This window comes from Nostoc sp. (assembly GCF_036917815.1).
Taxonomy (GTDB): domain Bacteria; phylum Cyanobacteriota; class Cyanobacteriia; order Cyanobacteriales; family Nostocaceae; genus Nostoc.
In genome coordinates this window covers 59,005-72,028 of sequence record NZ_JBALEK010000002.1, presented here as the reverse complement: position 1 = coordinate 72,028, position 13,024 = coordinate 59,005, and the positions used below count along the sequence as shown (strand labels likewise).

At 45.0% G+C, this 13,024-nt stretch carries 13 protein-coding genes; 7 read left to right on the top strand and 6 right to left on the bottom strand.

The genetic code is table 11. From position 1 onward, the window contains the following. Nucleotides 1-8: 8 nt before the first annotated feature. Together V7K97_RS00565 and V7K97_RS00560 are read right to left on the bottom strand one after the other, a co-directional pair. The gene (locus V7K97_RS00565; protein WP_334798764.1) at nt 9-1,694 is read right to left on the bottom strand and encodes an FAD-binding protein; all 1,686 of its coding nucleotides are present in this window, start codon (nt 1,692-1,694) and stop codon (nt 9-11) included. Nucleotides 1,695-1,761: 67 nt separating this feature from the next. After that, nucleotides 1,762-1,977 carry a hypothetical protein gene (locus V7K97_RS00560; protein ID WP_334798763.1) on the bottom strand — a complete coding sequence of 72 codons (216 nt, stop codon included), beginning with the start codon at nt 1,975-1,977 and terminating at the stop codon, nt 1,762-1,764. Nucleotides 1,978-2,457: 480 nt separating this feature from the next. Between V7K97_RS00560 and V7K97_RS00555 the strand changes: the two genes are divergently transcribed. Next, nucleotides 2,458-3,858 carry an LLM class flavin-dependent oxidoreductase gene (locus V7K97_RS00555; RefSeq protein WP_334798762.1) on the top strand — a complete coding sequence of 467 codons (1,401 nt, stop codon included), beginning with the start codon at nt 2,458-2,460 and terminating at the stop codon, nt 3,856-3,858. An 83-nt stretch (nt 3,859-3,941) separates the two neighbouring features. Here the strand turns inward: V7K97_RS00555 and trmB are convergent, their stop codons facing one another. After that, nucleotides 3,942-4,595 carry a tRNA (guanosine(46)-N7)-methyltransferase TrmB gene (gene trmB, locus V7K97_RS00550; RefSeq protein ID WP_334798761.1) on the bottom strand — a complete coding sequence of 218 codons (654 nt, stop codon included), beginning with the start codon at nt 4,593-4,595 and terminating at the stop codon, nt 3,942-3,944. A gap of 273 nt (nt 4,596-4,868) precedes the next feature. On the opposite strand from trmB, the gene V7K97_RS00545 reads away from it, so the two are divergent. From V7K97_RS00545 to V7K97_RS00535, 3 genes are all read left to right on the top strand, one after another. Further along, nucleotides 4,869-5,597 (top strand): MotA/TolQ/ExbB proton channel family protein, encoded by a 729-nt coding sequence (locus tag V7K97_RS00545; protein WP_334798760.1) that lies wholly within the window; start codon nt 4,869-4,871, stop codon nt 5,595-5,597. Between the two features lie 42 nt (nt 5,598-5,639). Continuing rightward, nucleotides 5,640-6,350, top strand: coding sequence for an ExbD/TolR family protein (locus V7K97_RS00540; protein WP_334798759.1), 711 nt, complete (start codon nt 5,640-5,642; stop codon nt 6,348-6,350). A gap of 533 nt (nt 6,351-6,883) precedes the next feature. Continuing rightward, nucleotides 6,884-7,246 (top strand): phage holin family protein, encoded by a 363-nt coding sequence (locus tag V7K97_RS00535; protein ID WP_334798758.1) that lies wholly within the window; start codon nt 6,884-6,886, stop codon nt 7,244-7,246. Nucleotides 7,247-7,321: 75 nt separating this feature from the next. Here V7K97_RS00535 and psb29 read toward each other — a convergent pair whose 3' ends face one another. Further along, nucleotides 7,322-8,029, bottom strand: a complete 708-nt coding sequence (gene psb29, locus V7K97_RS00530) for a photosystem II biogenesis protein Psp29 (protein ID WP_334798757.1) — start codon at nt 8,027-8,029, stop codon at nt 7,322-7,324. A gap of 209 nt (nt 8,030-8,238) precedes the next feature. On the opposite strand from psb29, the gene V7K97_RS00525 reads away from it, so the two are divergent. Further along, nucleotides 8,239-8,835, top strand: a complete 597-nt coding sequence (locus V7K97_RS00525; protein WP_334798756.1) for a chromophore lyase CpcT/CpeT — start codon at nt 8,239-8,241, stop codon at nt 8,833-8,835. 89 nt (nt 8,836-8,924) lie between these two features. Here the strand turns inward: V7K97_RS00525 and V7K97_RS00520 are convergent, their stop codons facing one another. Both V7K97_RS00520 and hemF read right to left on the bottom strand, forming a co-directional pair. Then, nucleotides 8,925-9,293, bottom strand: coding sequence for an STAS domain-containing protein (locus V7K97_RS00520; RefSeq protein WP_229463326.1), 369 nt, complete (start codon nt 9,291-9,293; stop codon nt 8,925-8,927). 231 nt (nt 9,294-9,524) lie between these two features. Continuing rightward, nucleotides 9,525-10,565: an oxygen-dependent coproporphyrinogen oxidase gene (hemF, locus tag V7K97_RS00515; RefSeq protein WP_334798755.1), complete on the bottom strand. Its 1,041-nt coding sequence runs from the start codon at nt 10,563-10,565 to the stop codon at nt 9,525-9,527. Between the two features lie 452 nt (nt 10,566-11,017). Between hemF and V7K97_RS00510 the strand changes: the two genes are divergently transcribed. Continuing rightward, nucleotides 11,018-11,542, top strand: coding sequence for an SRPBCC family protein (locus V7K97_RS00510; protein ID WP_334798754.1), 525 nt, complete (start codon nt 11,018-11,020; stop codon nt 11,540-11,542). 271 nt (nt 11,543-11,813) lie between these two features. After that, the gene (locus V7K97_RS00505; RefSeq protein WP_334798753.1) at nt 11,814-12,884 is read left to right on the top strand and encodes an Mrp/NBP35 family ATP-binding protein; all 1,071 of its coding nucleotides are present in this window, start codon (nt 11,814-11,816) and stop codon (nt 12,882-12,884) included. Nucleotides 12,885-13,024 lie beyond the last annotated feature (140 nt).

Here is a 13,024-nt window from a genome sequence, read left to right as displayed (position 1 = left end):
TGCTCCTGCTAGAACTTTGATACAGAGGGTGTGGTTTGAGTGGTTTGTACTGGTGGTGTAGCGATGGCATCCTTAATCCAATCACGTCTCACCCAAAGTCTTTCTAAGCCGCCAGTTGCTTGATAATAAAGCTGATTTGGATCGGTTTCGGGATAGTCCACACGAATATGTTCGCTGCGCGTTTCTGTGCGATGTAAAGCACTAAAATATGCCCATCGTGCTACAGCCGTGAGAGCTGCTGCTCGACGAGAAAATTCCACATCGCGTACTGTATCTTGTTTCGGGTTCCCTTGTACTTGCTGCCATAGCGTTTCTAATTTGGCGAGGGAATCTAGAAGTCCCTGTTCAGAACGCAAGTAGTTTTTCTCTAAAGGGAACATCTGGGCTTGTACACCACGCACGATCGCTTCACTATCGAATGTTTCAGAAGATGGTGAAGGTGATGGGCTATGCCCTGCCATAGGCGATGGCGTTCCGCCCACCGTAGGCGATCGCAATCCCACTTGACCAGTAGGACGCGCAACCCGTTCATTTGCTTGAGTGCCCAAACTTTTCGCAAACGCCGCCGCCCCAACTCCTGCCCATTGCCCTGTGGAGATTGCCCAAGCAGCATTGGGTCCACCGCCTCCAGAAGCTAACCCAGCTAAAAACTCCCGCGATGCAGCATCACCGGCGGCGTAGAGGCCAGGAACTTTTGTACTACAACTATCATCTACAATCCGAATTCCACCTGTACCACGAACTGTACCTTCTAAAACTAGTGTTACAGGCACTCGTTCTGTATAGGGATCAATGCCAGCTTTTTTATAGGGTAGAAAAGCGATGAAATGAGACTTTTCAATTACTGCTTTGACTTCAGGCGTGGCTTTATCCAAACGAGCATAAACGGAGCCTTTCAGGAGGGCATTAGGGAGTAACGATGGATCGCGACGACCATTCACATAGCCACCAAGATCATTACCTGCTTCATCAGTGTAACTAGCCCAGCCAAAGGGAACACCCCGTGTCACTGTGGCATTAAAACCGGTCGAAATTGCATAGTGATTGGAAGCTTCCATACTAGAGAGTTCGCCACCAGCTTCTACTGCCATCAGCAGCCCATCACCTGTATTCGTATTGCAACCTAATGCTTTACTCAAGAATGCACAACCGCCATTTGCCAAGACTACTGCACCAGCACGAACAGTATAGTTACGATGATGTTGCCTTTGCACACCTCTGGCTCCAGCTACTGATCCATCGTCAGCCAATAAAAGTTCTAAAGCCGGACTTTGGTCGAGAATTTGCACACCAACACGCCAGAGGTTTTTGCGAAGTACGCGCATATATTCAGGGCCATAATAACTCTGACGCACCGATTCCCCATTTTCTTTAGGGAAACGATAGCCCCAATCTTCCACTAGGGGCAAACTCAGCCAAGTTTTTTCGATCACACGCTCGATCCAACGTGAGTTAGCTAGGTTTTTTCCTATGCGATAACGCTCCGATAAAACTTTGTCCCAATTCTCTGGAGAAGGAGCCATGATGCCATTGCCACTGGCAGCAGCTGCACCGCTCGTACCCAGAAAACCTTTATCAACAACGATCACTTTGACTCCTTGGGATGCGGCTGCCCATGCTGCCCAGGCTGCCGCCGGGCCACCACCAATTACCAGCACATCAGCAGATAGGTGTAGTTCATTTTCTGTTAGCAATTCCTTATCCTCCTTTTGGCAGTCAACATATTTCTTTGCCACTGTGAGTAATGGCACGCTTGTAAAGCTATAAGCTTTGCCCTAACTGGTTAAGAGCCTGGAGGCTCGGAACCAGTTCTGAGAGGGCTGCCGCCTCCTCTTTCTTGACCAGAGGCAGCAGCCCATTCGGAATACATTCCCAGCCTGGAGGCTGGGAACGAGGCGACATAAGTCTTTGGGCTTTACAAGCGTGCCATTCGCCACTGTGAGCAGTTTTTACAGGCAAAAATCCACCCGCCTGCATTTTCCCTAACCTTTAAGCACCACGTTTTGCTAGTAATTCGTCATCGGTTCAATCTTCTATAATGAGCTACGATACTGGCGTATTGAGAGGGAGAAAGTTACCTACCGTAGCTTGGTTCGACATTCTTGCCTCCAAATTCAATGGGGACTGGGAAGATACACCTTGTTTTTTATCCTTATCTATGTAAATCTCAATAATATACTACTATATCTCTACTAATTTACCGTATTTTATTTGAGGGGCAAAAATAAAGTTTTAGAGGCTAAGAAGTGGGCAACAGATGAAAACGAGGATTTAATCGCACAAGTCATCAGCTAAAACCCATCTAATTTGCATATTAAAATTTTCTCAATATCTTGTGCGTTAGGCATCATCCAAAAACTAAATCAATTGGTTGTTGATGCCAAATTGAAGGATTATATCAACAACTACCTCAAGGGGACGATCGCCCCTGCATTCTAAACATGATACGGAGGGCTAATGAGCGGATCGAAACAATTAAAACTGGGTGCGTTCATGCGCCCAGTAAGCATACATACAGGCGCTTGGCGCTATCCTGGGGCTTTGCCTGATGCTAATTTTAACTTCCCAGCGCTGAAAAAATTCATCCAAAAACTAGAGCAGGGCAAGTTCGACGCATTCTTTATGGCCGATCACTTAGCAGTGCTGAATATGCCAATCAATGCGCTCAAGCGCAGCCATACTGTCACATCCTTTGAACCTTTCACCCTGCTTTCTGCCCTTGCCAGCGTCACCGAACACATTGGGCTGGTAGCCACCGCTTCCACGACTTATGACCAGCCTTACCACATCGCTCGCCGCTTCGCGTCTCTCGATCATATCAGTGGTGGTCGCGCTGGCTGGAACATCGTCACTACATCCAATCCAGAGGCAGCGCTCAACTTTGGATTAGAAGAAGAGGTAGATCATGACGAACGCTACGTGCGGGCTAGGGAATTTTATGATGTCGTCACGGGTCTTTGGGATTCTTTCGCTGACGATGCGTTCATTCGAGACGTTGAATCAGGGATTTATTTCGATTCTGCAAAAATTCACGTTCTCGGTCATAAGGGAAAACATCTGCTTCAAAATACTTACCTAAACTTAGCCAAAGCTGAGAATAGAGATTTCTTCCTCTCAGTGCGGGGACCATTGAACATTGCCAGACCTATCCAGGGTTGGCCGGTGATCGTCCAGGCGGGAGCCTCCGAAGCCGGTCGTCAACTGGCCGCCGCCACAGCCGAGGTCATATTTGCATCAGCCAACAACTTGGAAGTAGGAAAGGCATTCTTTGCCGACATTAAGGGACGCGTGCGGGCGATCGGACGCGACCCAGATAGCATCAAAATTCTTCCAGGTGTCTTGGTAATCGTGGGCGAAACCGTCGCAGAGGCGCGTGCCAAGCGTCTTCATTTGGACAGCCTAGTACATTATGACAGTGGGATCGCTAGTCTCAATAGCGCACTTGGCTACGACGTTTCGCGCTTTGATCCAGACGGTTCCTTACCAGAAATCCCTCAGACTAACGCTGGACAGACCTCACGCGAACGAGTAATAGCGCTGGCGCAACGCGAAAACCTGACTATTGGACAGCTAGCTCAACGCATCGGCAGTTACGGTGGACTGGCCTTTGTCGGCACACCCCAAACGATCGCCGATGATATGGAGCAATGGCTGACAGAAGAAGGGTCTGACGGCTTCAACGTCATGTTCCCTTTTCTTCCTGAAGGGCTGAATGACTTTGTGGACAAGGTTGTGCCAGAACTCCAACGGCGTGGGATTTTTCGCCACGACTATGAAGGCAAGACGCTGCGCGAAAATCTGGGACTGGCGCGCCCCGCCAACCGCTTCTTTCAGACCACAACTGCTTCCGTCAGCTAGACACCTATGGCAGAAAAAACATTTGAAGAAGAATTCAGCATAACAAGCTATGTTTGCCATAGTGCTAGGCGATCGCACTATCACTAGTCCTCATTCACACTTCTCACTCTTTCAAACAAAGCCCGATAAACAGGTTCACCCTTTTTTTGCGTGCCTATTTCTCGTTCTGTGGCTACTGGTAGAGGGTTTTGGGCCAACCATTCTCCTGTACCAATTTTCTCAAAAGCTGGATTTTCAGCAAAGCGATCGCGCATTTCCACAGCGATAAATTCCATATCTGATTGCAGAAATACAAACCCCCCAATCGCCAGATAATTAGCTAAGTCTGCCACTAGTTCTGGTTGGACTACACGACGTTTAGCATGGCGGGTTTTAAACCAAGGATCGGGAAATTGAATTGTAACGCGTTGTAAACTTCCTGGAGGGAGGGAAGATAAAAGTGAGTTCAGTGAGTTATTCACATTGCAAAATAAATAATGCAGGTTTGTTAAACCTAATTCAGAACGTAACTTATTCGCCTCCCCCACCAACGGTTCCCGAATTTCTAAGCCGAGAAAATTCCAATTGGGTTCTATCTTGGCCATATTCAACAAAAACAGTCCCTTAGCGCAGCCAATATCTAAATGTAGTGGTTGATTTGGCTTTGCATAAATTTTTTCCCATTCAAGGGGACTTGCCGGTGTTTGATACTTTTTACCAAGTGGATTAACATGCTGGCGGACTCGGACTGCTGCCAAAATTTGCTCTCCTTTACGCGAAAATATCCTGTAGTGAAACTCCAGGTTACAAGGAAGTCTAGCAAAAGTATGCCAAAAATTATCGGTCTATCATTCAATTGCCTACGCAGTAGCAAGTTCATATAGCAGTCTCAGTCAAATACGTCATACTTACACTGTATTTTCAGGTTGTCGAGAAATTTATATTTTGGAAGTCCCTCATTTTGCATTACTCTCTAGAATTAAAATGCCCTAGCACATTTGCTCTAGTCATGGAGGGAGGAAACTTAAACAGTGGATATTTTAGATTTATTTTATAAAGGTGGTCCAGCGATGTGGCCTCTGCTAGCTCTATCGATTCTGGCTTTGAGTGTGATTTTCGAGCGTTTATGGTTCTGGTTGCGAATGTTGACTCAAGAAAAGCAAATAGTCGATCGCATCCTGGATGCTGCCCAGGAAAATTGGGAAGTAGCTGCGGACATTGCAAGAGTTGCAAATAATCAGCCTGTAGGACGTTTTCTCTACGCCCCTCTTTGCCTAACAAAAACTGATGCGGAAACCTTTAGACTAGCACTGGAGGCTACTGCCGAAGATGAATTAGCTGGGATGCGGCGGGGCGAAAAACTTTTAGAAGCCGTGATTGCCCTCGCGCCACTGCTGGGATTGTTGGGCACAGTTTTGGGTTTAATCCGCTCTCTGCGCTCAATTCGCATTGGCGATTTGGGAACTGAATCTACTGCTGGGGTGACTACTGGTATTGGTGAATCCTTAATTAGTACGGCAAGTGGACTAATAGTTGCAATCATTAGTTTGGTATTTTACCGCCTATTTCAAAGTTTTGTAGTCAACCAAGTCAAAGTTTTTCGGAAGGCAGGGAATGATATGGAATTGCTCTATCGCCAGTCCCCCCCTGATTTTAGTAATAGTACATCAGCAATTGTGCCAGAAAATATCACTCCACCCCGTAAGCCAGGAAAGACTAGGCTTCCTACACCTCCTGAACCCCCGAATACAGCTAATTAATAGTCAATAATTCAACCCCCTAACCAGGTTTGAGAGTGAGACATGAAAGTTAATCTACATACTCCAATTGAAGAAGTTCAAATTCAAATCATCCCTTTAATTGATGTTGTTTTTTGTATTCTGACGTTTTTTTTGTTAGCAGCTTTACAATTTACACGGCAACAGGCAATAAATGTTGATTTGCCCAAAGCTAGCCCTAGCAGTGTATCTGGGATAACGTCACAGGGCGGAAGTCTGATTGTGACTATCGATGCCGTTGGCAATACTTACATAGAAAAACAGCCTGTAAAACAGGAAGATTTAGGACAGAGGTTAAAACAATATCTCCAAGCAAACCCCAATGCTGTTATTGTGCTTAATGCTTCGCGGACAGCAACTTACAATGATGTAATTGAGACATTGGACTTGCTGCGGCAAGTCGGGGGCGATCGCGTTTCTTTGGGGATTATTCCTGGTTCATCTCAACCACCCACAAACTCACTTAACCAGCCTGTTGTCCCCTCTTTCCCAATAAATCCTGGTGCTGCACCAGTTCCAGGTATCAATCCTGAAGGGAATATTATCCCTAAATTTCCCTTAGCACCTAATTCTGTACCCTTTCCTAGCATAAGTCAGCCTCCAACAGGACAAGGCATCAGTCCTATCAATCCTGGTATTTCAAACCCACCAGCATCCCAAGCGCCTGTAGCACCGAAAAAAACCCAACCTCCTCGTGAAGAAGGCAGAAGGCAGAGGGCAGAGGGCAGAAGGTAGCAATATGGTGTGGGCTTCTCTTCTCTTCTTAGGCTGCGTCAGACCCACACCATATTGCAGGCCACCAAAATCTCTGATTTGTTGGGGGACTTAAACCCAAGTTCGCTCCGGTCACTCTAATAAGGGCAGGAATCAGAATTCCCTTCTGCCAACTGAGCCTCCAGCGCTGGAGCCTTTCTTGTTAAAAGATGAGATAGGGGACTGGGGACACTTCGACAAGCTCAGTGCATCGCTGGGGACTGGGGACTGGTTATTCTCCTCTGCTGCCCCTGCTTCCTCGTGCCTCACCGAACACCTCGCGCCGTGGAGAGCAACTACATTTATGTATGGGGTAAGGCGCAGGCGATTTTAATCGCCGTCAATTTGATTCCCCTTCAATCTTTTTCCTAAACCTAAAGATATCCAGAATAAAATTCGGCTAGAGAAAATTTTCCTGCTACTTTATAAATAATTGGTTGAGCTTTAAAGATTTTTCCACCGATAAATTGAAGCAATTTATCACCAATTGCCATTCACGTTTCAGGGGTTGTGGCATGAATATCGTGACGCTTTTAATTGTTTGGGTAGTAACAGCTATCAGCCTGTTGATAATTAGTAAATTGCCTCTGGGAGTTGAAATTGACACTCCTGGGAAAGCCTTCTTTTCTGCCGCAGTTCTTGGTATTATAACGGCAATAGTCAGACCGATTTTAAGCCTCGTTTTTGCACTACCAAATTTACTTACATTGGAATTGTTATCCGGGATTTTCACATTTATGATTGCCGTAGTTTGTTTTAGTCTTGCTGCTTGGTTAGTAGAGGGCTTTCGCTTGCGCTACGGTATTTGGAGTGCTATTATTGGGGCATTTTCGCTCACTATAATTAACAGCTTAATCTACAAATTATTGGGAGTATAAAGTTAAAAGTTAGGAGTTAGGAGTTATTAACAATTCCTCACTTAGAACTCCTAACTTATCACTCCCATCTTTTAACTATTCGTTGGAACTTGGGGGAGCAACTGGGGTAGTTGATTGTTGTTTACGTTGTTCGCGTTTTTTGCGATCGGCTGAGAGCATATCTGCCATCACTACTAGTGCTTGCGCCATCTTGTCTAGGTTAGAGCGGTATAACTCCAAATCTCTGTTGAGTTTGTCATCAAAGAGATGCAAGCCAGCAGCGATCGCTTTCAGCGCCTCAGTGAGTTGCTTTTCGTCTTTAACCAATTCGGGATCTGACTGTTCTAATAACGAAAATACACCAATTGCGAACAAACGGTTGTATTTAAAGTTAGGATTATTGGCGATCGCTTGCAGTTGTGCTTGTAAGTCAGCATCTCTATCTAAGTACGTAGTTTGACCTAGCCACCCAATTAAATCTTTAATTGGTAAACTTTTAGCTACAGATTGCAATCTTTGGGCATCCTGTCGATAGCGTTGCGGATCTTTTTCTATAGCCTGACATAAGGCGTTAAAAATTGATTCTTGATCCCGTTCTGGTTGATAGCCTTCCATGAAACGGTCAAAAGTAGTGACGACACCCAAGGCATAAATTGGATTGTAGCTAAAATCGATATTTACTGACAGTAGATGCATTTCCACCATCAATTCTTCGACTACCCGACGATAAATAGTGTTGATCGGACGGGTGTGAAGATTATAGAAAGTTCGCTTTGTATCAGAGACTGTACGGACGTTATTCACAAAGAAAAAAGAAATGTTAAGGGCGACGTATCTTTATTTTGTCGCTTAAAGGCTACTTTGCCAAGTTGAGCTTTTAGCGGGTGACGGTTTCATTTACAATATAGAGACATCAGAAGTATTTTATAAGCTTGTAGCCACAGGAGATAAGACCTTTTCTCCTAAAAAAATAGCCAAAAATTATTATCCTTAATGATTCGTTGATCGTATTTATGAACTTCTCGCCACAGTTAATTGCTTTAGGTGAGTACCTAGCTGGTGAATTTGATAATCGGGAACAAGCCATAGCCGAACCAGTTTGGTATGTCCACCTCCGTCTGTGGCAAAGACCAGTTAATCTGTTCACAGAAGATAGCATTACCTTGTTTGCTGAACAGGCTAACGTTATTACCCTAGATCAACCTTACCGCCAGCGAATTATCCGCTTGCGTCAGGGGAGCAACTCTGACGCAACCGTGGAAGTACAATATTATATGCCTCAAGATCCAGGTGCATTAAAGGGTGCAGGTAATAACCCTGCTCTACTGAACACACTGACACCCGAACAATTAGATTTATTACCAGGTTGTATCCTAACAGTTACTCAGGAGAAACTAGCTAGCGATCGCTATAAGTTTACCGCTAGCCCACCACCAGAGACACGTTGCAGCTTTACTTATCTTGGCAATAGCGTCTATGTTTCCTTGGGTTTTGCAGCTACATCAGCAGAATTTGACAGCTACGACAAAGGAATCGACCCAGCAACAGGAAAAGCAACTTGGGGAGCGATTATGGGGCCTTATTGCTACACCAAGCGAAATCAGTATTGAATAAGATAATGTTATGAGTTGTGAATTTTGAATTAACTCCTGTAGAGACGCGATTAATCGCGTCTCTACTCCTCACTCCTAACTCTTTTTCAGCTGGCAATGCTACGAGGTACACCTTCTAAAGCTTCCTCTTCTGTTTCAAAGATTTCAAAGACAGTATCCATCATCGTCACTTCAAACACGAGTTTGGCTTCTGGATGTACATTGCAGATGCGGAAACTGCCCTTGACTTTATCAGCATCACGCATTCCAGCTACCAAAGACGTGAGACCAGAACTATCAATAAAATTTACCTGAGCCAGATTTACAACTACATGGCGACTGAGTTTGGAAATACACTCCTGTAACTTCAGGCGAAATTGCCAAGCAGTGGTAATGTCTAGGCGACCTGCTGGTGTCAGGACAATAACGGTGTTTCCGTCTTGTGTTGTATAACTTTTTTGGTCTATGTGAATCATTAAAGCCCTCCCCGTGGCATTCCTTTTCAGATTAACTACTTACAGAATTTTCTAATGCTGCCACTTGAGATTAACAAGCTATAGCTAAAATTGTCACCTTTTTCTGTTAAGTACTTCACTTTAGGAGTTTAACTCACCAAAATAGTGGGGAGTGGGGAGTGGGGAGTGGGGAGTGGGGAGTGGAGGGGAGAATTAATAACCAATGCCCCACTCCCCACTATTTTCAAGTCACTATTTTGGTGTCCAGTTGATCCAATCTTGAGGCTTAAGGAAGGTTTCATACAATTCGGCTTCGGGGGAATTGGGTTCCGGTTGATAGCCGTATTCCCAGCGTACTAAGGGTGGTAGGGACATGAGAATTGATTCAGTGCGTCCGTTGGTTTGCAGACCAAAAATAGTGCCTCGGTCATAAACCAAATTAAATTCTACATACCGTCCCCGGCGGTAGAGTTGAAAATTCCGTTGGCGATCGCCATACTCTATCCCATGTCGCCGTTCTACAATTGGTACGTAGGCTGGTAAAAATGCTCTACCACAATCTTGCACAAAGCTAAACAAATCTTCCCAGTTGCGGATTGCTGGTGTTCCCACCTGGTTGCTATAAGTAGCCGCTTCCCCATTGGGATTTGGCCCACGATATAAAGCACCCTGACCATCTTGGTAATCAAAAAACAGACCACCTACACCCCGTGTCTCATCACGATGCTTGAGGTAGAAATATTCATCACACCACTGTTTAAACACTGGGTAATACTCTGGGTGGTGTTGGTCACAAGCTTGTTTTAATGTTTTGTGTAAATGTGCCGCATCTTCAGCAAAGGGGTAATAAGGTGTTAAGTCAAGACCACCACCAAACCACCACACTGGCCCTGCTTCAAAGTAGCGATAATTTAGATGAACAGTGGGCACGTAAGGATTGTGAGGATGTAATACCATTGAAGTGCCCGTAGCATAAAAGCCATGCCCTGCGGCTTCCGGGCGTTGGGCTAAAATTGAGGCTGGTAAATGGTCCCCCCAAACTTCAGAAAAGTTTACACCTGCTTGTTCAAATATTGCACCATCTCGCAGCACGCGCGATCGCCCTCCACCCCCTTCTGGGCGTTCCCAACTATCTTCATTAAACTTAGCTACACCATCTAGTTTTGCCAATGATTCGGTAATTTCGTCTTGCAGCTGTTTCATAAACTGACTGACTCTAATCTGAGCGTCAGGTGCTGGCAAAGACTTGGATGATACTGCTTCTACAGTTGGTGTTTGCGAGTTGGTCAACATAGATTCCCGAACCTAAATTACAAATTCCAGAAAGCCACAAATTTTTCATTTTAAAATTTGGGGGAAACACGCGCCAACAATCTAGCTCTATTTGCCCAACCCGCTTTTTTCTTACCGGTTAAGCATTTATACGATTGATGGGCATCACTAGAGTTATTTTCCCTCAAATGCGTATAGGCTTCTATATTGAATTAGTTTTTTTTGAAATTCTTAATTGGAATATTCTGGTATAAAGACTAAATTTTAGTCTTAAGCTTGAGGTATCAAGGATTTGACTGGCCTACTCAAAACTTTTTTGCCATATTGTTGCTGATGTCGGATGTTAAGGTTTGTAGCGAATGGAGGCTTGCTATTTTTAGGGCATTTTTGAGAAAGTTTTAATTTAGGGGTTGAGCGTAGTTGCACACCATACCAGAGTTACCAGAAAGTGTCTAGGGAGGAGGATTAGGAAAATGCAAGGTTGGTTATCCAAATTCATCCACCGCAAACGTCGTCGTTTTTGCGCTTCCCTAGTATGGACGTATCGAGAGATTAGTTCTGCTTCTGTAGATGAACTGTGGCAAAAAGTGGTTGACTTAACAGATGTTTCCTGGCATCCACAACTTAAGAGTACTAATGTCCCCCACGGATTAGTACCCAAACCAGGATTGATTTTTCAAGCTGTAACACGCTTTTCGCCAATTCCCATCAGAATTTTTGTGGAATGTGTCAATCCTAAAGAGATGCTGAGTATCCGAGTGATGGCGATTCCTGGAATAGAAGAACGGGTAACTTACCAAGTAGAGTCAACGGTTTGTGGTACTTGTTTGTCTTATTCTGTAACGCTACGGGGTTGGTTATCGCCCTTGATTTGGTCTTTATCCCGTCCTTATGCAGACCGGGTTGCACGGTCTTTAGTCGAGGCTGTAGAAAAGACGGCGTTACCAGCTGTATCCGCTAAGAAAAAATCCCTTAATGACAGTTGTTTTGATTTTTAGGTACTGGAAGAGGACAAGGAGAAAAGGGCATAAAGAGAATAACCCATGCCCAATGACCACTTGCCCTGAGCGTTCGCGTAGCGTCTCGTAGAGAAGGGATGCCCAATGCCCAAAGAAAGTTAAGATTCTATTAGGTAATAATGCAATTTACTAAGTTTTATTACGGCAGTGACAGTGAAAATACTAAACTGACCTTACTTAAGAAGGCATCCAGTTAATAGCTCAGATGTTCGCCACAAGTGTATTTATTCATTTTGAATTTTGAATTTTTATGTACGATGTCCTCGATTCTCGCTCTGTCTTAGAAGTTTTGCGACCAGTGGAAGACCCAGAACTCCGCAAAAGTCTAGTAGAACTAAATATGATACGCAACGTCACGATTGACGGTGGCAAGGTTAGTTTTACTTTAGTCTTAACCACTCCTGCCTGTCCTTTACGCGAATTTATTGTCGAAGACTGTCAGAAAGCGGTCAAAAAACTCCCAGGCGTTACAGATGTCAGCATAGAAGTGACGGCAGAAACACCGCAACAAAAAAGTTTACCCGACCGCACTGGCATTTCTGGGGTAAAAAATATCATTGCTGTTTCCAGTGGCAAAGGTGGCGTTGGTAAAAGTACGGTGGCGGTGAATGTAGCAGTGGCTCTAGCTCAAACTGGGGCAAAAGTCGGCTTGCTCGATGCTGATATTTACGGACCAAATGACCCTACTATGTTGGGTCTGGCTGATGCCCAAATTACTGTGCGTTCCACTGAAATAGGTGATATCCTGGAACCTGCTTTTAATCACGGTGTCAAATTAGTTTCAATGGGCTTTTTGATTGACCGAGATCAACCAGTAATTTGGCGGGGGCCTATGCTCAATGGTGTAATTCGCCAGTTTCTCTATCAAGTTGAATGGGGAGAACTGGATTACTTGATTGTAGATATGCCACCGGGAACCGGAGATGCCCAGTTAACTTTAACTCAGGCAGTGCCGATGGCTGGGGCAGTAATTGTCACCACGCCGCAAACTGTAGCCCTGTTAGATTCTCGCAAGGGATTGCGGATGTTCCAGCAGATGAATGTCCCAGTATTGGGGATCGTGGAAAATATGAGCTATTTTATCCCGCCCGATCAACCAGATAAGCAGTATGACATCTTTGGTTCCGGTGGTGGCTCTAAAACAGCCGCCGAATTGGGAGTGCCACTATTGGGGTGTGTACCGCTAGAGATTTCCACACGAGTTGGCGGTGACAGTGGTGTGCCAATAGTCGTTGGTGAGCCAGATTCAGCTTCGGCAAAAGCATTAACAGCGATCGCTCTTACCATTGCTGGTAAAGTATCAGTTGCTGCCTTGACATAATTAATTTTAATTTCTATCTACTTCCTGGGCTATACCTTGGGAATACTAGAGATTGGGGGGTGGGGAGTAGGGAGATGGGGAAGCACCGGAAGCAGGGGAAGAAGAACTATTGCCCAATTCCCAATCCCCAATCCCCAATC